The sequence below is a fragment of the Streptomyces sp. CAU 1734 genome, from assembly GCF_039888735.1.
In the GTDB taxonomy this organism is placed as follows: domain Bacteria; phylum Actinomycetota; class Actinomycetes; order Streptomycetales; family Streptomycetaceae; genus Streptomyces.
Genome location: NZ_JBDQQP010000003.1, coordinates 115,768 through 136,014 on the forward strand (window position 1 = coordinate 115,768; position 20,247 = coordinate 136,014).

Annotated in this window: 14 protein-coding genes; 3 read left to right on the forward strand and 11 right to left on the reverse strand. The window is 72.5% G+C overall.

What is annotated here, in order from left to right; genetic code table 11:
* Position 1: 1 nt before the first annotated feature.
* The 7 genes from AAFN69_RS06715 to AAFN69_RS06745 all read right to left on the reverse strand — a co-directional run bounded on the left by AAFN69_RS06715 (position 2) and on the right by AAFN69_RS06745 (position 8,928).
* The gene (locus AAFN69_RS06715; protein WP_347727377.1) at positions 2–1,888 is read right to left on the reverse strand and encodes an ABC transporter ATP-binding protein; all 1,887 of its coding nucleotides are present in this window, start codon (positions 1,886–1,888) and stop codon (positions 2–4) included.
* On the reverse strand, positions 1,885–3,585 hold the full coding sequence (locus AAFN69_RS06720; RefSeq protein WP_347727378.1) for an ABC transporter ATP-binding protein: 1,701 nt from the start codon (positions 3,583–3,585) through the stop codon (positions 1,885–1,887). The genes AAFN69_RS06715 and AAFN69_RS06720 overlap by 4 nt, the downstream gene beginning before the upstream one ends.
* A complete protein-coding gene (locus AAFN69_RS06725) occupies positions 3,582–4,424 on the reverse strand; it encodes an ABC transporter ATP-binding protein (RefSeq protein ID WP_347727379.1) in 843 nt (280 codons plus the stop codon). The genes AAFN69_RS06720 and AAFN69_RS06725 overlap by 4 nt, the downstream gene beginning before the upstream one ends.
* Positions 4,425–4,462: 38 nt before the next feature.
* Positions 4,463–5,542, reverse strand: a complete 1,080-nt coding sequence (locus AAFN69_RS06730; protein WP_347727380.1) for an iron chelate uptake ABC transporter family permease subunit — start codon at positions 5,540–5,542, stop codon at positions 4,463–4,465.
* Between the two features lie 32 nt (positions 5,543–5,574).
* Complete coding sequence (locus AAFN69_RS06735) at positions 5,575–6,657, reverse strand: iron chelate uptake ABC transporter family permease subunit (RefSeq protein ID WP_347727381.1); 1,083 nt, start codon at positions 6,655–6,657, stop codon at positions 5,575–5,577.
* A gap of 46 nt (positions 6,658–6,703) precedes the next feature.
* Positions 6,704–7,810 carry an iron-siderophore ABC transporter substrate-binding protein gene (locus AAFN69_RS06740; RefSeq protein ID WP_347727382.1) on the reverse strand — a complete coding sequence of 369 codons (1,107 nt, stop codon included), beginning with the start codon at positions 7,808–7,810 and terminating at the stop codon, positions 6,704–6,706.
* 149 nt (positions 7,811–7,959) lie between these two features.
* A complete protein-coding gene (locus AAFN69_RS06745) occupies positions 7,960–8,928 on the reverse strand; it encodes an AraC family transcriptional regulator (protein WP_347727383.1) in 969 nt (322 codons plus the stop codon).
* A 436-nt stretch (positions 8,929–9,364) separates the two neighbouring features.
* On the opposite strand from AAFN69_RS06745, the gene AAFN69_RS06750 reads away from it, so the two are divergent.
* Complete coding sequence (locus AAFN69_RS06750; protein ID WP_347727384.1) at positions 9,365–10,624, forward strand: SGNH/GDSL hydrolase family protein; 1,260 nt, start codon at positions 9,365–9,367, stop codon at positions 10,622–10,624.
* Positions 10,625–10,925: 301 nt separating this feature from the next.
* Positions 10,926–12,641 carry an ABC-F family ATP-binding cassette domain-containing protein gene (locus AAFN69_RS06755; RefSeq protein WP_347727385.1) on the forward strand — a complete coding sequence of 572 codons (1,716 nt, stop codon included), beginning with the start codon at positions 10,926–10,928 and terminating at the stop codon, positions 12,639–12,641.
* Positions 12,642–12,693: 52 nt separating this feature from the next.
* Here the strand turns inward: AAFN69_RS06755 and AAFN69_RS06760 are convergent, their stop codons facing one another.
* From AAFN69_RS06760 to AAFN69_RS06775, 4 genes are all read right to left on the reverse strand, one after another.
* Positions 12,694–14,028, reverse strand: a complete 1,335-nt coding sequence (locus AAFN69_RS06760; RefSeq protein WP_347727386.1) for a UDP-glucose/GDP-mannose dehydrogenase family protein — start codon at positions 14,026–14,028, stop codon at positions 12,694–12,696.
* A 178-nt stretch (positions 14,029–14,206) separates the two neighbouring features.
* Positions 14,207–15,439 carry a right-handed parallel beta-helix repeat-containing protein gene (locus tag AAFN69_RS06765; protein ID WP_347727387.1) on the reverse strand — a complete coding sequence of 411 codons (1,233 nt, stop codon included), beginning with the start codon at positions 15,437–15,439 and terminating at the stop codon, positions 14,207–14,209.
* Between the two features lie 90 nt (positions 15,440–15,529).
* Positions 15,530–17,524 (reverse strand): right-handed parallel beta-helix repeat-containing protein, encoded by a 1,995-nt coding sequence (locus AAFN69_RS06770; protein WP_347727388.1) that lies wholly within the window; start codon positions 17,522–17,524, stop codon positions 15,530–15,532.
* The gene (locus AAFN69_RS06775; RefSeq protein WP_347727389.1) at positions 17,521–18,768 is read right to left on the reverse strand and encodes a glycosyltransferase family 2 protein; all 1,248 of its coding nucleotides are present in this window, start codon (positions 18,766–18,768) and stop codon (positions 17,521–17,523) included. The genes AAFN69_RS06770 and AAFN69_RS06775 overlap by 4 nt, the downstream gene beginning before the upstream one ends.
* Before the next feature lie 759 nt (positions 18,769–19,527).
* On the opposite strand from AAFN69_RS06775, the gene AAFN69_RS06780 reads away from it, so the two are divergent.
* Positions 19,528–20,211 carry a response regulator transcription factor gene (locus AAFN69_RS06780; RefSeq protein ID WP_347727693.1) on the forward strand — a complete coding sequence of 228 codons (684 nt, stop codon included), beginning with the start codon at positions 19,528–19,530 and terminating at the stop codon, positions 20,209–20,211.
* Positions 20,212–20,247 lie beyond the last annotated feature (36 nt).

Here is a 20,247-nt window from a genome sequence, read left to right on the forward strand (position 1 = left end):
TTCAGTGCTCCTTGTCGGTTCCGGCGGCCGTGTCCGGCGCCGGTGCGGTGCTGTCTGACGTGCTGTCCGCGTTCGTGTCCGTGCGCGCGCCGGCCGCGGCCGGCTCCCCGGACCCGCCGGTGTACGCCCGCCACAGCGACGCGTACTCGCCCCCCGAGGCCAGCAGGGCGTCATGGGTGCCCTGTTCGGCCACCCGGCCGTCCTTCAGGAGCACGACGCGGTCGCACTCCCGGGCCTGTTCCAGCCGGTGGGCGACGATCACGCTCGTCCGGCCCCGGGTGACGCGTTCGAGCGCCGCGCCGAGGAGAGCGCGGTTCGCGGGGCCCGACTCCGCGGTCGGTTCGTCGAGGACGAGGACGGGCGGATCGGCCAGCAGCACCCGGGCCAGCGCCAGATGCTGGACCGAACCGTCGTCCAGGGCCGCGCCGTCCGGGCCGCCGAGTACCGCGTCGAGCCCGCGTCCCGGTTCCAGCGCCCAGTCCGCCCCGGTCTCCCGCAGCGCCGAGGTGAGTTCGGCGTCCCCGGCCCCCGGCCCGGCCAGCCGGAGATTGTCGGCGAGCGTGCCGCCGAAGAGATGGACCTCCTGGGTGACGAGATACCGGGGACCGTGCTCCGGCCCGGATCCGACGCCGATCACCCCGCTGTCCGGGATCCCGGACCCCGCGATGAGCCGCGCCAGCGTGCTCTTGCCCGAACCGCTGGCGCCCACCAGGGCGACCGTCGCGCCGGCCGGGATTGTCAGGGTGATGTCGCGCAGCGCCTCGCGGGCGGCACCGGGATAGGTGTAATGGACCCCGGTCACCGCGATGGCCGGCGGCCCGGCGGAACCCGCCGCGGGCGCCGGATCCGCCGTGCGCGGCGGCGCCGCGTCCGTGACGCCCACCAGCCGGGCCAGGCCCACCGTCGCCCGCTGGATGTCGTCCAGACTGGTGAGCAGCAGACCGATCGGGCCGAAGAGCCGGTGGAAGTAGAGCGCCGCCGCCGTGGCCGTCCCCAGGGTGATGGCGCCTCGGCCGAGCAGTACGTACCCGGTCGCCAGCAGCGCCGCCAGGCCCACGAACTCGGCCGTGTTCAGCAGACCGTAGAAGCTGTTCCGCAGCTTCGCCCCGTCCCGCTGCCGGTCGATGGCCCGCTCGCCCCGGTCCGCGAGCTCCGCCAGATGGGTGTCCTGGGTGCGGTACGCGCGGATCGTCTCCGCGCCCCGTACCGCTTCGATGACGGTCTGCCCGCGGCCGGCCTCCAGCAGCCGGATGTCCGCGTACACCCGGTGCGAGCGGGTGAGGAAGCGGCGGGTGGCGTACCAGTGGAGCGGTACGCAGGACAGCCCGGCGAGTGCCAGCCGGGGATCGAGGACGGCGAGGCCGGCCACGGTGAGGACCACGGTGAGGCCCGCCCCCGTGATGTCCGGCAGCACGCCGGAGGCCGCCTCGGAGACCGCCTCGACATCGCCCGTGACCCGGGAGACCACATCGGAGCTCCCCGATGACTCCAGGGTGTCGGCGGGCAGCCGCATCGCCGCCTCGAACACGTCCTCGCGGAGTCCGGCCAGGGTGTCCTGGACCAGGCCGACCAGCATCCGGCCGCCGGCGTAGGTGAGCACGGCGCTCACCAGGGAGGCGCCCGCCAGGGCCGCCCCGAGGGCGATCACCCGGCCGCGCCCCGACTGGCCGGCGACCGCGTCGACCACCGCGCCGAGCAGCGGCGGGGTGGTGAGGGCCGCCGCGGCCCCCGCCAGCAGTACGAGCAGGGTGAGCGCCAGCCGTCCGCGCCGCAGGGCGAGCCGGCGGACGATCTCCCGCCGGGTGCGGGCCGGGCTCGCGACGGGGAGCCGGGCCGGGTCCGGGGCGCTGGTGGTGTCCGTGATTGGCACGGTCGCGGGCGGGGTCACCGGAGGGATCCGTTCGGCTCGTTGTCTCGTGTGGTGTCGTCCCCGGGGGTGTCCGTGAGGTCGACCACCCGGTCGCAGGCGGAGAGCAGGATGCGGCTCGCGGTGATCAACACGGTGGTGCCGGGGAGTTCCCCGAGCCCCCGCGCGATCCGCGCCTCGGTCACCGGGTCGACCGCCGTGGTCGGTTCGTCCAGGACGAGTACGGCGGAATCGGTGTGCAGCGCCCGCGCGAGCAGCAGCCGCTGGCGCTGGCCGCCGGAGAGCCTGCGGCCGTGTTCGCCGATCTCGGTGTCCGCGCCGCCGATGTGCTCCAGCACGTCGTCCAGCATCGCCGCCCGGATCACCGCGGGGTCCGGGGTGCCGTCCCGCGCGGTGAGATTGGCGCGCAGGGTGCCGGTGAAGAGGGTGCCCTGGTGGGGCGGGGCCGTCAGATGGGCGCGGACCGCCTCGGGGCCGAGGTCGACGGCGTCCGCACCGTCGATCAGGAGCTCTCCCCGCTCCGGCGGGACCCGCCCGGCCAGCCGGTCGCTGAGCCCGCGCGCATGCGCGGGATTCCGCGGCACCACCCCGATCAGCGCGCCGGCCGGCAGCTCCACCGGCTTCCCGTGCCCGGGCGGATGCCAGACGACCGGGACGGTGCGGGAGTGGCCGCGGGGGCCGGGAACCGGCGGTGCGGGGGAAGCCGGCGCCGGCGGGGTGACCAGGGGCGGTTCGGCCAGCATGGCGCCGATCCGCCGGGCCGATGCCCGCTTGTGCGCCCAGTTGGAGGCGAAGGTGCCGACATGGGCGAGGGAGCCCTGGAGGAACTGGGCGAGGCCCAGCACGGTCACCAGCTGGCCGATGGTCAGCCGGCCGTCGAGGGCCAGCAGACCGGACGCCCCGGCCAGCACGGCGAGGAAGACACCGGAGAGCAGCAGGCTGAGGGAGGAGTACGCGAGGACGGCGCGCGACGCGGCGACGGTGCCCCGCTTCGACTCGTCGCTCGCGGCCCGGTACCGGGCCGCCGCCTCCGCCCGGGCGTTCATCCCGGTCAGCACCCGCAGCCCGGTGATCATGTCGGTGGCGACCTCCCCGGCGCGTGCGGCGGAGCCCTGTTCGGCCAGCCCCCGCGCCTCCAGCGGCGCCGCGAGCCGGCGCATCAGCAGCAGGAAGAGCACCGTGCCGACGATCACCCCGAGGCCGAGCGGGACGGAGATGAGCAGCAGCGCCGCCGACGCCGTGAGGATCGCGGTGACGGTGGCCGCCTGCTGGGTGACGCTCCAGGAGACGCCCGCGACACGGTAGGTGTCGGAGGTGACCAGGGACAGGGCCTCGCCCGGTCCCGGGCGGCGGCGCATCCCCCAGGGGTCGAGCAGCCGGGTCACGGCCATCCGGCGCAGCTCCTGCTCGGCGTAGCCGTAGACACCGACCATCGCCGCCGCGGCCCGCTGATACGACAGCGACAGGGTGAGGAACACCCCGGCGAGCACCCCGAGCCACAGGAACAGGGCGGCGGAGTCGCCCGGCTCCAGCGCCCGGTCGATGACGACGCCGATGAGGATGGGGACCAGCGCCTCGCAGAGCTGGTGGAGCATGAACGCGAGGGTGGTGAGACCCAGCCGCAGCCCCCGCCCGCCCCGCAGCAGCGCGATCCTGAAGAGCTCCCCGGTGGGTATCCCGGGCTCCCGGCCGCCGCCGCCCTTCTCCGTCCGGCTCACGCGGTGTCCCGCCGGCGCGCCAGCGGTACGACCATGGGGGTCCCGGTCTCCGGGTCGGGGACCACCCGGCACGGCAGCTCGAACACCTCGCGCACCAGGTCGGCCGTCATCACCTCGGACGGCGGGCCCTCCGCGACGACCCGGCCGTCGCGCATGGCGATCAGATGGGTCGCGTAACGGGCGGCGTGGTTCAGATCGTGCAGCACCGCGACGAGGGTGCGCCCGGAGCGGTGCAGATCGGTGAAGAGCTCCAGCAGCTCGATCTGGTGGGCGATGTCGAGAAAGGTCGTCGGCTCGTCCAGCAGCAGGACGGGGGTCTGCTGCGCGAGCACCATGGCGACCCAGACGCGCTGGCGCTGCCCGCCGGAGAGCTCGTCGACCAGACGGCCGGAGAGACCGGTGACGGCGGTCGCGGCCATCGCCTCCGCCACGGCCCGCTCGTCCTCGGCCGTCCACTGGCGGGTGAGCGTCTGATGCGGATAACGGCCCCGGGCGACCAGCTCCGCGACGGTGATCCCGTCGGGGGCGAGAGAGGTCTGCGGCAGCAGACCCAGCCGCCGCGCGACCTCCTTGGAGCGGTACTCGGCGATCGGCCGGCCGTCGAGCAGCACCTGCCCGGCGCTGGGGGCCAGCAGCCGGGCCACCGCACGCAGCAGGGTCGACTTGCCGCAGGCGTTGGGGCCGATGATCGCGGTGAAGGAGCCGTCCGGGATCCGGAGGTCCAGATGCTCGGATATGGGGCGGCGGGCGTAGCCGAAGGTGGCGTCCCGCACCTCCAGCCGGGCGGGCGCCGGCTCGGGCGCGGTGTGCGGCCCGGGGTGGTCGGTCTTCGGGGGCATGAGAGGTCCTCGGGAACGGGAGGGCGGCGGGGCGGGGTTCATCGGCGGGCCGTGTACTGACGGGCGAGCAGCCAGGCGAGATAGGCACCGCCCACACAGACGGTCACCACCCCCACCGGCAGCTCCAGCCGCTGGGCGGCGAAGTCCGCGGCGACCAGCACGGCCGCGCCGGTGAGCGCGGCGGGCACGATCCGCAGCGTGGTGGAACTCCTGGTCAGCCGCTGGGCGATCTGCGGGGCGGCCAGGGCGATGAAGGCGATCGGGCCGACCGCGGCGGTCACCAGGGCGGTGAGCGCCACCCCGACGACGGTCCCGGCGAGCCGCGCGCGGTTCGCCCGTACCCCGAGGGCCGCCGCCATGTCGTCGCCCATCTCCAGGTGGACCAGCGGACGGACGGCGGCGACCGCGAGGAGCAGCAGCACGGCGAGAACGACGGCGGTGGGCGCCAGCTGCTCGAACCCGAGCCCGCCGAGCGAACCGGCCGCCCAGGTGGCCGCCAGCATCGCCTGCTGGGGATTGACCGAGAGCAGCATCATCGACGTCAGTGAACTGAGCCCGGCGCCGACCGCGATACCCACGATGATCAGCCGGAACGGATGCAGTCCGTTCCGGTAGGCCAGCAGATAGACCAGCAGCGCGGTGACGGCCCCGCCGATCAGCGAGCCGGCCCCGACCGCCGCATAGTTGGCGGTGCCGAGGAACAGCATCACCACGGTGGCCCCGGCATAGGAGCCGGACGAGAAACCGATGACGTCCGGGGAGCCGAGCGGATTCTTGGTGAGCGACTGGAAGAGCGCCCCGCTGATCGCCAGCGCGGCGCCGCAGACCAGCGCGAAGAGCAGTCTCGGCAGCCGCCAGTCCACGACGACCAGCCGCGCCCGGCGGTCGGATTCCGGGTCCAGGAGCGCGGTCACCACCTGCGCGGGGGAGAGCGAGATGGACCCGGTGCCCAGGGTCACCACACCGAGTACGAGGATGACCGCGGCGAGCGCGCCGCAGACCAGCACGGAGCGGCGGTCCACGCGCAGCGCGGCGCCCGCCCGCCGCCAGGTCCAGACGGTGCGTCCGAAATCGACACGGGCCTTCCCGGCGGCGGGCGCGGTGCGAACGGAGGTCATGACGGGTCCGGGCTCCCGGGTGGGGTGGCTGCTCACAGTCCGCTCACATTCCGCCGCCGGACCAGGGCGACCAGGACAGGGGCGCCGATCAGCGCGGTGACGAGGCCGACCCGCAGCTCCCCGGAGGGCAGGACCACCCGGCCGGTGATGTCGGCGGCCAGCAGGAAGGCGGGGGCGACGATCAGGGTCAGCGGGAGGATCCAGCGCTGATCCGGGCCGGTGAACCAGCGCACCACATGCGGCACCATCAGCCCGACGAAGGCGATGGGACCCGCGACGGCGACACCGGTCCCGGCCAGCAGGGTGACGGCGAGGACCACCGCGGCCCGGGTGGTGCCGAGGCGGACACCCAGCGAGCGGGCGCTGTCGTCACCGAGCGCGAGAGCGTTGAGCGAGTGGGCGCTGAGCAGGCCGAGGATGATTCCGGTCCCGATCAGGGGAAGGGCGACCGGGAGGATGTCGAGCGAGCGCCCGCCGATCGAGCCCACACCCCAGAACCGCATGAGGTCCAGGGTCTGGAGGCTCTTGAGGGTGAGCGCCGAGGTCAGCCCGCTGAAGACGGCGGTGAGCGCGACACCGGCGAGGGTGAGTTTCACCGGGGTCGCGCGGTCGGCGCCGAGCGAGCCGAGGACGTACACCAGGATGGTCAGCACGAAGGCCCCGGCGAGCGCGAACCAGACGAACTGCGCCGGGTCGGTCAGACCGAGCACCGCCACCGCGAAGGTCACGGCGAAGCCCGCGCCCGCGTTGACCCCGAGGACTCCGGGATCGGCCAGCGGGTTGCGGGTGAACGCCTGGATGAGGGCACCGCACAGCCCGAGCGCCGCGCCCACCAGGAGTCCGATCACCGTGCGCGGCAGCCGCAGCTCGCGGACCATCACATGCTCGTCGGCGCTGCCGTCGTAGTGGAACAGGGCGTCCCACACGGTGCCCGGAGGGATCGCGCGGGCGCCGACCATGACACTGAGGACGGTCATGGCGAGCAGCAGCGCGACAGCGGCGATGAGCACCAGGGAGCGGTGCCGGTGACGCGGGACCGGGCCCGTACCGGAGTACGGGCCCGGCGCGTCACGCCGTGCGGTGGTGGTCTCACCGGGGGGTGGAGCGGTCGTCACGGGTGATTCCTCGCGAGTGGGGCGGTGGGCCGGGCGTTCGGGTGGGTCAGGAGCCGGCGGAGCTGACCGCGCCCTTGCCGGCGACCGCGTCGGCGAGCAGCGGCACGTACCGCTCCATGGCCCACGGGATCGACAGCACGCTCGGGCCGCTGGTGGCCATGCCGAGGGGTGCCTCGTCCACGAACGCGTAGTTCTTGTTCTTGATCGGCGTCCACCGCTGGAAGAGCGGGTCCTTCAGGGTGTACGGCACCTCCTTGGGGTCGTACGCCCAGCCCACGAAGACATCGGCCTTGATGTCGTCGAGCTTCTCCAGGCTGACGCCGCCGTAGAAGTTGGTGCCCTTGACGGTGTCCGTGATGGCCTTCATCGAGGGGGTGTTCTCGAAGCCCATCTCGGTGAGCAGCCGGACCCGGGGGTCGTAGTCGACATAGAGGCCGAGGTCGGTGGAGCCCGGGGTGAGGGAGGTGCCGTAGGTGAAGGTCTTCCCCTTGAACTGCGGGTTCTCCTTGGCGACGGTGGCGAGGGTGCCCTCCACGTCGGTGATCACGCTCTCGGCCTTCTCGTTCTCGCCGAGAGCCTTGCCGATGGTGCGGGTCATGTCCTGCCAGGAGCCCCCGTCGAAGGGCCGCTCCAGGTAGGGGAGCGTGGGCGCGATCTCGCTGAGGCGCTTGTAGTCGACATCGGTGATGCCGGAGTACAGGCCGACGATGAGGTCCGGGTCGAGGGAGAGGATCTGCTCGAAGTCGATCTCCCCGGAGTCCCCGTAGTTCAGGGTCTCGGGGAGCTTGCCGCCGAGCTTCTCGACCTGGGTGCGGAACCAGGGGGTGTGGCCGTCCTTGTCGCCGCCCCACTGCTTGTCGACGCCGACGGGGACGGTGCCGAGCGCGGCGACCACGTCGTGGTTCATCCAGCTGACGGTGATGATCCGCTTGGGCTTCTCGGGGATCTCGGTGGTGCCGTGCGCGTGCTTGATGCTGACGGGGAAGGCGCCGGCCGAGGCCGCGCCGGCGGCCTTGGTGTCGTCGCCGGATCCCGAGGACGAGGTGCCGCAGCCGGTCAGGACGAGGGCGGCGGTGACAGCCAGTCCCGCGACACGGGTCCAGATCCTGGCGGGGCGGGCCGCCCGGGTGGGGGCGGCCGTGGACAGGGACATGGTTCTCCTTGATTCTGCGCACCGCGAGGGATGCGACGGCGGTCGGGGGTGCGAGCCGTCACAGCGGTGCGGGACGTACACGCGCGGCCGGGACAGGGGGCGCCCGGCCCGCCATGCCCGAGGTTAGGTAACCCTCACTTCGGCCAACGTTAGGGCATTCGGCGGCCGGTGGGCGTCGTGCCCCGGCCATGGTGCGTCGCGAATCGGCCAGTGGGTGGCCGGTCGCGGTCGCCGTCGAAGACTTCCGGGCTCTCCGCCGGACGGCCGGCGGGCGCCGGTACGGAACGCTCGCGCAGGTACTCGGTCGGGCTGACACCGGTGACCCGGCGGAACGCCGCGCTGAAGGCGCTGGTCGTGGAGTAGCCGCAGCGGTGCGCGACGAGATTGACGGGCCGGCCCTGCGCGAGCAGTGCCGTCGCCGCGGACATGCGCAGCAGGGAACGCCAGCGGGTGAACGACATCCCGATGTCACGGCTGAAGGCCCGGGTGACCGTCCGCACGCTCAGCGAGTGCCGCGCCGCCCACTCCTCCAGGGAACGATCGCTCTCCGGGTCGCGCAGGACGTCGTCCGCGAGGGCCTGAATGCGCCAGTCCGCCGGGAGCGGGACCTCCAGCACCGGCAGCGGATCGTCCTGGAGCATCTCCAGAATGACCCGCTGGGTGCGGAGCCGGAGGTCGTCGGGCATCGGGGTCGCGTCGAGATGGAGCAGCATCTCCTGGAGCGCCCGCCCCACCCTGACCGCCCGCAGCGAGGTCCACGCGGCGGGGATCGCGGCCTCGGCCACATAGGTGTAGCAGGCCACCCCGCCGGGGTCGGCGCCGGAGACGTGCGGGGTCCCGGGCGGCACCCAGATCCCCTGCCCGGGCACCAGCCGCCGCACCCCGGCCGGGGTGTGCAGGGTCATGGATCCGGCGTGCGGCCATGCGAGGAGCGCGTCGGGATGGGTGTGCGCTCCCTCGAAGACCGGCCCCATGGGCTCACCGCCGTCGAAGACGGCCGTGGTCAGCAGGTACGGCGAGGAGACCTCGGGCCCGCCGACCACCGGCGCGGACCACCGCGGTGAGACGGCGGACGCCGCCTCTGCGCGGTCGTGGCCGGAGTCATGAGCAACCAACATGGACTTAGGTTAACCTAACCTTTCTTTCCGGCCGGGGGCGGGGTCCGTGAACGGCGCATTCCGGGACGGGGCACGGTGATTCGGGGCCGGGCGGAGGGTGCGCGCGAGGGGCGCGGGCGGTGTCGGGCCACCCGGTCCGGCCGCGGTGTGCGGGCTCCTCGGGCGGCTGTACGGCGCCGGCGCCGGCCGGGTTGCCGCACCCCGCGGTGCCCTCGCCCCGCACGGGGCGCGCGCCGGATCCGTGTCCCCGTCGCCCCCGGGCGAACCCGGCTGCGCAACGGAGTGAAACCCGTGGCCGGAATCCCCGCGGAGATCGCCGCGCCGGGCGTACGATCCCGGAGTTGATCTCGAACTCGCTTACGGGGTGGGCCCGTTGAGGGCCCGGGAAAGGCGGCACGGACTTATGCGGCGCTCGGCGATCCGGCATCTCCCGGCCATGGCCCTCGCGGTGGCCACCACCACCGCACTCGTTCTGACCACCACACCCGCGACCGGCGCCGGCCCCGCGCCGGCCGACAGGGGCGGCTGGGCCGGCAGCTGGGGAGCCGCGCATCAGCGGCCGACCGTGCCCCCGGGGTGGCCGCCCAACTGGTCGGAGGAGGGGTTCTCCGCCGAGAGCGTCCGGCAGATCGTCCGGATCAGCGCGGGGGGCTCCCGGATACGGGTACGGGTCTCCAACCGATACGGCACCCAGCCGCTCGTCGTCACCGCCGCCACCGTCGCCCGGACCGCCGAGGGCGCCGCCGTGCGGCCCGGCAGCCTGCGGACGCTCCGCTTCGGCGCGGCGCGCGGGGTGTCGGTCGCGCCGGGGAGAGAGCTGGCCTCGGACCCGGTCGCGCTGCGCGTACGTCCCCTGGAGCGGCTGACGATCACCCTCCACTTCGCCGGGCCCACCGGCCCCGTCTCCTTCCACTCCGACGGGCTGACGACCACCTACCGCGCGCCCGGCGACCGGACCCGCGACATCTCCGGGCAGGCGTTCGCCGGCGCGGTCGAGGAGTCCTACTCCTACTACGCGGTCTCGGGCGTGGAGGTCTCCGAGCACCGCGCCGAGGGCACCGCCGTCGCCTTCGGGGACTCCATCACCGACGGCGCCGGCTCCACCCCCGGCGCCGACAACCGGTACCCCGACCAGCTCGCCGAGCGGCTTCATGCCGGCGGGTCCCGGCTCGCCGTGGTCAACTCCGGCATCAGCGGCAGCCGGCTGCTCTCCGATTCGCCCTGCTTCGGGGAGAAGGCCCTCACCCGCTTCCGGCACGACGTCCTGGACCATCCCGGTGCGCGCGCCGCCGTCGTGCTCATCGGCATCAACGACATCGGCAGCTCGGGCAGCCCGGATTTCGGCTGCGGCGCCGCCCCCGAGATCACCGCCCGGCAGCTCATCGACGGCCACAAGGCCCTGATCCGGATGGCCCGCGCCCGCGGGATCACCGTCATCGGCGCCACGCTCACCCCCTTCAAGGGCGTGGAGTGGGGCTACTGGTCCGAGGCGAAGGAGGCGATGCGCAAGGAGGTCAACACCTGGATCCGGACCAGCGGCGCCTATGACGCGGTCGCCGACCTCGACCGGGCGCTGCGCGACCCCGCGGACCCGGACCGGCTGCTGCCCGCCTATGACTCGGGGGACCGGCTCCACCCCAATGACGCCGGAATGGACGCCATCGCCCGCGCGGTCCGCCCGCACCTGGCGGACTGACAGGACTGCCGGTCCGCCGGTCCGCCGGACCGCCGGACGCCTCGCCGGGCGGGATAAATGTCTCGCCCGGCCCGGCCCCCTTCGGTACGCTGAATCCGGCGCTGATCATTCGCCTGTGATCATTTACCGAGGAGAGACAGCAGACGTGGTGGGTGACGACGACATCACCGGGTGAGACCCGGTCCTGACGGCCACCGGCCGGTGCCCCGGAGCACCGCCGAGCGTGGCCGCCCTGTCGTCCCCTTTTTCCCCACCGCCGGGGCGGAAGTCCGCCCCGCCCGTCCTCCCCGAGGTCTCTTCCATGTCCGATGCCTCCATCGTCTGCTCGAATCTCTCCTTCGCCTGGCCCGACGACACCCCGGTCTTCACGGACCTCTCCTTCACCGCCGGCGCCGGCCGTACGGGTCTGGTCGCCCCCAACGGCGCCGGCAAGTCCACCCTGCTCCGGCTGATCGCCGGGGAGCTGCGCCCCCGCGCCGGGTCGGTGTCCGTCGCCGGCACCCTCGGATACCTCCCGCAGACCCTTCCCCTCACCGGCGGGCTCACCGTCGCCGAGGTTCTCGGCGTGGACACGGTGATCCGCGCCCTGGACGCCGTCGAGTCGGGGGATGTGAGCGAGGAACACTTCACCGCCATCGGTGACGACTGGGACATCGAGGAGCGCACCCGCGCCCAGCTCGACCGGCTCGGGCTGGGCGGGCTCGCCCTGGACCGCAGGCTGAGCACCCTCAGCGGCGGCCAGATCGTCTCGCTCGGGCTCGCCGCCCGGCTGCTCGGGAATCCGGATGTGCTGCTGCTCGACGAGCCCACCAACAATCTCGACCTCCCCGCCCGCCGCCGGCTCCAGGAGGTGCTGGAGAGCTGGACCGGCTGCCTGCTGCTGGTCAGCCACGACCGCGCCCTGCTCGACCGGATGGAGCGGATCGCCGAGCTCGACCGGGGGGAGCTGCGCTTCCACGGCGGCAACTTCACCGCGTACGAGGAGGCCGTACGGGCCGGGCGGGAAGTCGCCGAGAAGAACATCCGCAGCGCCGAGCAGGAGCTGAAGCGGGAGAAGCGGGAGATGCAGCAGGCCCGTGAACGCGCCGAGCGCCGCGCGGGCAATGCCGCCCGCAATCTCAAGAGCGCCGGCCTGCCCCGTATCTTCGCCGGGAACATGAAGCGCGGAGCGCAGGAATCCGCCGGCCGGGCGGGACAGATCCACGCCGGCCGGCTGGGGGAGGCCCGGGCCCGCCTGGACGAGGCGGAGCGGGCGCTCCGGGAGGATCAGCGCATCACCGTCGAGCTGCCGGACACGAGTGTGCCCGCCGGGCGCACCCTCTTCCTCGGCGAGCGGATGCGGGTCCGGCTCGGCGGCCGGGACGTCTTCCGCGATCCGGGGGCGGACCTGGCGATCCGGGGCCCGGAACGCATCGCGCTGACCGGCCCCAATGGCGCCGGCAAGACCACCCTGCTGCGTCTGGTCAGCGGTGACCTCACCGCCGAGAGCGCCGAGACCACCGAGACCGCCGAGACCGCCGAAAGCGCCGCCGGCCCCGGGAGCGCCGGGAGCGCAGAGCACCCGGACAGCGGCTCGATCAGGCGCGCCGACGGCCGGATCGCGTATCTCTCCCAGCGGCTCGATCTGCTGGACCCGGACCGCACGGTCGCCGAGAACTTCGCCGCCGCCGCGCCGCACCGCCCGGAGGCCGAGCGGATGAATCTGCTGGCCCGCTTCCTCTTCCGGGGAGCCCGGGCCCATCTGCCGGCCGGGGTCCTGTCCGGCGGTGAGCGGCTGCGAGCCACCCTCGCCTGTGTGCTGTGCGCGGAGCCCGCTCCCCAGCTCCTCCTGCTGGACGAGCCGACCAACAATCTCGACCTGGCCGGCACCGAACAGCTGGAGAGCGCCCTGGCCTCCTATCAGGGGGCGTTCATGGTGGTCAGCCACGATGAACGATTCCTCGCCAGGATCGGGGTGAACCGATGGCTGCGGGTGGCCGGCGGCGAGCGCACCGTGACGGGAGCGCCCTCCGTGTGACCCACCCGCCGCGGCCCGTGCCCCGGACACCGGGGCACGGGCCGCGCGCGCGTCAGGGGCGGCCCAGGGCCCGGTACTCCCACCCGGCCGCGCGCCACTCGACCGGGTCGAGGGCGTGCCGGCCGTCCACGATGCGCCGCCGGGCCACCACCGCGCCCATCGCATGCGGATCGATCTCACGGAACTGCGTCCACTCGGTCAGCAGCAGCACCACATCGGCCCCGGTCGCGGCGCTGATGGCGTCCGTGCCGTACTCCAGCTCCGGGAAGGCACGGCGGGCGTTCTCCGTCGCGGCCGGGTCGACCACCGTCACCCGGGCACCCGCCCGGTGCAGGGTGCGGGCCACGTCCAGCGCCGGGGCGTCGCGTATGTCGTCGGAGTTGGGCTTGAAGGCGGCCCCCAGCGTGGTCACCCGCACACCTTCCAGCTCGCCGCCGGTCAGTTCGCGGACCAGGTCCACGGTTCGGGCGCGCCGCCGCTGATTGATGCCGTCGACCTCGCGGAGGAAGGCCACGGCCTGCCCCACGCCCAGCTCCTCGGCGCGGTGGGTGAAGGCGCGGATGTCCTTGGGCAGGCATCCGCCGCCGAAGCCGAGGCCGGGCTTCAGGAACCGGGCGCCGATCCGGTCGTCGTGGCCGAGCGCCGTCGCCAGCGCCGTCACATCGGCGCCGGTGGCCTCGCAGACCTCCGCCATGGCGTTGATGTACGAGATCTTGGTGGCCAGGAAGGAGTTGGCCGCGACCTTGACCAGTTCGGCGGTGGGCAGATCGGTGACCACGACCGGGGTGCCCTGCTCGATCACGGGCGCGAAGGCGGCCCGCAGCCGCTGCTCAGCCCACTCCGACGCCACCCCGAAGACCAGCCGGTCGGGCCGCAGACTGTCCTCCACCGCGTAGCCCTCGCGCAGGAACTCCGGATTCCAGGCGAGCTGGACATCCTTCCCGGCCGGGGCCACCCGCTGGACCAGCTCGGTCAGCCGGGCGGCGGTGCCCACCGGCACGGTGGACTTGCCGACCACCAGCGCCGGCCGGCGCAGATGCCGGGCCAGGGCCTCCACCGAGCTGTCGACATGCGACAGGTCGGCCGCGTGCGAGCCCTTGAGCTGCGGTGTCCCCACGCAGATGAAGTGGACGTCCCCGAACTCCGCCGCCTCCGCCGGGTCGGTGGTGAAGCGCAGCCGGCCCGAGTCCAGCGCCTTGGTGAGCAGCTCCGGCAGCCCCGGTTCGAAGAAGGGCACCTCACCCGCGGTCAGCCGTTCGATCTTCCCGGGGTCCACATCCACACCCAGGACGTCGTAGCCCAGAACGGCCATGCAGATGGCGTGGGTGGCACCGAGATAGCCGGTGCCGATGACGGTGATACGAGGAGCGGGAGCGGGAGCGGTCATGCTTGCCTCCGGGTCTGTGGGATCTGGTCGGTGTGTGCGGAGGGGGGTGACGGTGCGGTACCCGGACCGGCCGGCCGCGGAGTCGCGCCGGGTGTACGGGGGTGTGACGGCTCACCGCACCGGCCGCCGGAGACGGCGGCCGGTGACGTGACGAGGTGGGGGAGAGGGCCGGCCGGGGTCAGGAACCGCAGTCGACGTTGGCGAGGCCCTTGGCGGCGTCGGTCACCTTGTTGTCGCAGGTGACCTTGTTGCCGTCGGAGGTGAGACGGAAGCCCCAGCCGGGTCCGTCCACGATCGCGGTGTTGCCCTTGAAGGTGTTGCCGGTGCCCCAGCCCTTGACGATCTCATGGGTCTGGAAGCCGTCCTCCCGGGAGTTGCGGCCGGTGTTCCCCTGGATCAGCCAGCCGTTGCCCTTGATGTCGACCCAGGAGTCGTTGTGAGAGCCGGAGAGCTTCGCTCCGTCGAAGGAGTTGCCGACGATCTTGCCGCCGGTGGTCCCCTCCTTGATGTCGACGGCCTCGGCCGTGGTGCCGGTGATGTCGTTGTCGATGATGTCGTTGTCGTTGCTGTTGTCCGGCTTGCAGTCGGAGACCGTGCACCAGTTGGACTTGGCGGTGCCGATGTACACACCCTCGCCGAACTTCGGCTTCCGCAGCCCGGTGGCGCGGATGGTGTTCTCCCGGATCACATTGCCGGAGCTGAAGTTGCGCAGATGGATGGCCTCGTCGCCGATCCGCTCGACCGTGAGGCCCTGGATCACGGTCCCCTGGACCTTGTCCGCCATCACGCCCTTCTGGCCGTTGGTCACGGTGAAGCCGATCAGCCGCCAGTGGGCGGCGCCGTTGAGGTGCAGCGCGTATCCGCCCTTGATGCCGCCGCCGTCGATGACCGCGCCCGCGCCGCCGCACAGGAAGACGGGCTTCTCGGCGGTGCCGGCGGCCGTGGCCACGAAGCGGCCCTCGTACACACCGTCGCTGAGCCGGATGCTGTCCCCGGGCGCCGCGCCGGCCAAGGCCTCCTTGAGGGCGCGGGCGTCGCTCACGGTGACCGATGCGGTCGGGCAGTCGACATTCTCGGAGGGCGCGGGCGGGACGCTGCCGCCGGTGCCGGCGCCCGTGGACGCCGCCGGGTCGTCGCTCACCACCGGATCGGGCTCCCCCGGATCGCTGGGCACGATCCCGGGCCGTACGGACCAGGTCTCCTTCGGGCCGGCGTTGGTCGCTCCCGGTTTCACCGCGCCGGAGCCGTCACCGCTCCCGGCGATGGCCACGGCGAGGGCGATCAGGGCGACCAGGAGCGCGCTGCCGGAGAGCCAGACGGCGGGGCTGCGGGGAATCCCCGGCCGTCCGGGCGGTGGGGAGTCCGGCGGCTGCTGGGGCGGCTGCGACGGCTTCGGCGGAACGGATGACATGGTCGGTAACTCCGGCTTCGCGGGGACGTGTTGTGGGGCCGGTGGTCGGGTGCGGGCCCGGTCGTTTCCGGCCGGGCCCGGAGCGGGGTGCTACCGCGAACCGCGGCCGACCGTCATCGCCGGCATCCGGTGGCGCCCGCCCGGCCTGGTCTCGTCGTCCTCGTGACCGGGCTCCACGGCGACCTCGGTGGCGGGTGCGCTGGGCAGTGGCATCTTGTCGGCGTACGGGTGGGCGCCCAGCTGAATGCCGCCCCGGCGGTTCCTGCGGCGGGCACCCAGGATCGCGGAGACCAGGATGAGCAGCAGGATCGCCGTCCAGAGCAGGGTCATCGGGCTGGCGTAGTGACGGAACTTGATCCAGAAGGTGCTGGTGTCGTGCCAGGCGAAGGTCTGGTTCTGCTTCAGCGTGATGTCGCCGCGCGCCCGGCTGACGTCCAGCGCGCTCGGGCCGACACCGGCGACGACGTTGTACGTCACGATGGACTTGCCGACCCCGCCCACCAGGGATATCCCGTGCTCGGTGGCGTCCTGGACGGTGTTCCCGCGCACCTCGGCCCGCGAGTCGCGGACATAGACGCCGGTGTCCGTGCCCTCGATGAGGTTGCCGCTGACGGTCGCGCCCGACACCCCGTCCCGCACCGAGATGCCCTGCCGGGCCTGGCCGGTGAGGTGGTTGCCGGTGATGGCGACCTTGCTGGCGTTCTCCCGGGCCACTATGCCCATGTCGCCGCCCTCGACCTTGTTGTCCTGCACTCCGACGTTCGCGCCGCCGAAGACCTCGATGCCGTAGCGGCCGTTGTCGACGGCGGTGCTGTGGGAGACCGAGTTCGATCCGTAGCTGGCGATCGACTCACCGGCGGCCGAGGGGCCGTCGGCCAGCGGCCGGCCGCTGAGCGTGAAGCCGTTGCCGCCGTTGGAGAGGGCCTTGGAGCCGGTGACCCGCACCTGCTGGGTGGCGCGGGAGAGGACGAAGCCGTCGCCCTTGTTCTTCTCGGAGACACTGCGGTCGACCACCACATTGGTGACGCCGCGGTGCAGCACCACACCGTCCTCCAGGCTCTTGTCCACCCGGGTGCGGGTGATGTTGACCCCGCTGGCGCCCGAGACGAACATCCCGAAGAGATTGCCCGTGATGCTGGAGTTGCTGATCTCCGCCGAGAGGTAGGAGAGATCGGGGACCGAGAAACGGCCGTCCGGGGTCGACAGCTCGCCGGCGGGCTCGGCGATCACTCCGCTGCTGCGGGGTGTCTGCTCGTCGCGCCGCTCGGCCTTGTCGTCGGCCGCCGACTGCTCGCGCTGGTTGAGATCCTCGCCCGAGTACTTGATGTTGCCGGTGTCGGGACGGTCGGTCCCGGTGAGGCTGAGCCCGCCGGTGCGCCCGCTCCAGAAGCCGAGGTTGGAGACCCGGGTGTGGGTCATGGAGAACTGGCCGCCGATGGCGCGCAGATAGGCCCTGCCGTCGCGCACGTCCAGGTCGGGGTCATTGCTGCGGGTGTCCGAGCTGGTGACCCGCATCGGGGCCTGGGGAGTGCCCTCCAGGTCGAGCCGGCCGCCGAAGGAGACGATGGAGACGAAGCCCTTGGTGTTGCTGGCCAGCCGCAGATGCAGACCGCCGGGGCTGGACAGCTTCAGCTTGGCCCCGGTGTTGAGATAGATGTTCTCGGTCAGCAGATAGGAGCCGTCCCGCTTGCGGACGAAGGTCTGCGGGGCGAGCTTGAGCAGATCGGAGACGCCGTACGGCTTGGTGCGCTGGGTGAGTACCAGGGTGTAGCCGCCCTGGGTGTCCAGCCGGTACGGCCGGGTCCACTGCGGGCCCTTCAGCGGGGCGACGGCGGCCACCGCGCGGACCTGGTCGAGCCGGTGGTCCTCGGCGGCCACGAGGGTGGCCTGGTTCTCCGCGTCCTCCGCGGTGAGCTCCAGGTCCCGGGGATCCACATCGGCCGGCGCCGCGGCCGGTGCCGACTCCGGCGCCGCCGACACGGACGAGGGCGCGGCCAGGAGGAGCGATCCGGCGACGGGCAGCGTCACCAGGATGCGTGCGATACGGGGGTTCCGCCCTGCGGACCATCTCTGCTGCTGTGTCACTGCTTTACCGCCCCTGCCGGAGAGGGCGCACCGGCCCGTGCCGCGTTGATGAGAGAGGCGGAGTCCTGTCCCTCGCCGCCGATACTCGTGCTGGTACGGGTCAGCCAGCCCTGCTTGTTCATGGTGATGAAGGCATACAGCTTGATCGGTAGCGAAATCATGATCACGACGAGTGCCAGCAGCGGCAGCAGGAAGATGTCCTGGGGGAATCGCCGCAGATGGGAGTAGCCGCGAATACCGCGTCCCACCACCAGCCAGATCACCACGAGCACCACACCGCGGCCATTGAGCTCCAGCCGGCTGAAGAGCAGATATCCCAGCGCCATGCCCATCGTCACCGGGGTCAGCAGAATCTGCAGCACGGTGATCTTGGTGACCAGGGGCGCCCGCCAGAGCCAGCCCTTGTAAAGGGCGGTCAGATAGCAGCGGTAGGAGTTGCGGCTCCAGCGCACCCGCTGCTTCACAAAGGCGGAGAAGGAGGACGGGAACATCGACAGCGCCCGTGCGGAGGACTGGTGGACGGTCTTGTAACCCGAGGCGAGCACCAGCCAGGTCAGCCTGCCGTCGTCCCCGGCGACGCATCTGCGGCCGAGGAAGAACTCGTTCTCCAGGTTCTCCAGCACCGGCTCGACCGCGGCACGCCGGTAGGCGGCGGTCCGGCCGGAGAGACACGCCACGGCTCCGGCGCGGCCCATGGCCGGGACGTAGTCGTAGTAGCGCAGATTGACCAGCCAGTCGGCCAGCCGCCGCCAGACGCTGGTGTGCCGGAGATAGACGTTCTGCTGGGTCCCGACCCCGCCGACCTCCGGGTCGGCGAAGGGCATCTGCACGGCCGCGAGCAGCCCGGGCTGCCAGCGGGTGTCGGAGTCGACCAGCACGATCAGCTCACTGGTCGCGGCCCTGATGCCCACCCCGAGCGCCGAACGCTTCCCGCGGTGCTCGAAGGCCAGCACCCGCACCCGCGGATCCTCCACCTGCGCCAGCCGGCGCAGCACCTCCGTGTCGTCCACATCCGGCACGATGATGATCTCGGTGGGGTCCTGTTCCAGCCAAGTGTCCAGGCAGTCCAGCAGAATCTGCGGGTCCTCCCGGTAAGCCGGAACAACCACGGACACCGTGGTGCGGAAATCATTCACCACCGGCTTCGCGAAGCGCGAGAGCACGGCCCGGTAGAGCCACAGCGCCCAGACGAATGCCCCCGCGATACCGAGGGGCATCAGCTCACGCCACGATGTTTCCCCCACTGCCGTGACGATCCACGACCAAACCTCATCGAAAAAACCCGACACCTGTCCCGGCCCCCCAGCCCACATGGCGATGACGGTGGAACTCAGAAGTCCACGCGATGCGCAACTGTACGGGAGAAATCACAGCCGAAAAGGGGATGCCTCCACACTTGATGCACAGAGTTCACTCGACCCACACCGCAAACTTCCATAACTCGGACAGAACTCACCGGTATTTGCCACACTGTGACCTGAGAGAGGGCGTCCGGGCGGATGTCGGCATCCGATTCGGCATCCGATCGGCCGATGGGAAGAGGTTCCACCGGCCGAAAAATGGCCTGGAATCGCCCTTGTCCACCGCTGCCCGGATTGCTCGGACCCGGGCCGGCCCCCGCACTTCCGGGCCGGGCTCCCGCGGCCACGGGACCCCGGCCGGACCGCGCCGGCCGGGAGCCGCCACAGGAGAACCTGTTTGTCGACGGTGCCGGCCGCCGTCCGTCGGGGGCGAAGGCCGGCCCGTACATCGCGGCCCGCCCGGCCGCGCCCGACCTCCGGAAGCGGCAGATCCGGCTTCCTCTCCGTACTTCGGATGAGTGCGCACCGGCCGCGCGGCAGTAGTCGCCCTGGTCGCGGAGCGGCCCCGGTGCGGCCCGCCGGCCGGTGCGCGGCACGTCCGGCGGGCCGTTCACACCCGGCCGGGGGCTCCGCGGGGCCGTCCGCGGCGAACGCTCGTACAGGGATCCGTGCTTCGCACACTAGGGTGCGTCCGTGCATGCATTGCGGGTACTCCTGGTGGAAGACGACGAGCCCGTCGCCGAGTCGCTCCGGCGCGGTCTGCTCCGCTACGGCTTCACCGTCGAATGGGCGAGTACGGGAACGGCCGCCCTCGCCGTCACCGATCCCTACGACCTGGTCCTGCTCGACCTCGGGCTGCCGGACACCGACGGTCTCGACGTCTGCCGGGAGCTGCGCCGGCGCGGCGATGTGCCGATCATCGTCATCAGCGCCCGCAGCGACGAGACGGACCGGGTGGTCGGTCTGGAGATCGGGGCGGACGACTATGTCTCCAAACCCTTCGGCGTCCGCGAGGTGATCGCCCGGATCCGCGCGGTGATGCGCCGGGTCCAGCCCGACCGCAGGACGGCGGGCGGGCCCGACCGGTACGGTCCCCGGCTGCTGGTGGACCGCAAGGCGGCACGGGTCCGGCTGGACGGGGCGGAGGTCGCGCTCACGCCGAAGGAGTACGACCTGCTCGCCTTTCTCACCGAGGAGCCCGGCGCGCTGATGTCGCGCGAGCAGATCATGGAGGCGGTCTGGGACGCCAATTGGTTCGGGCCCACCAAGACACTGGACGTGCACGTGGCCGCGCTGCGCCGCAAGCTCGCCGGAGCGGTGGTGATCGAGACGGTGCGCGGGGTCGGCTTCCGGCTCGTCCTCCCCGAGAGCGCGGACGCCGAGTGACCACCCCGGCCGGGGCCGCGGGAGCGGAGGGGGGAG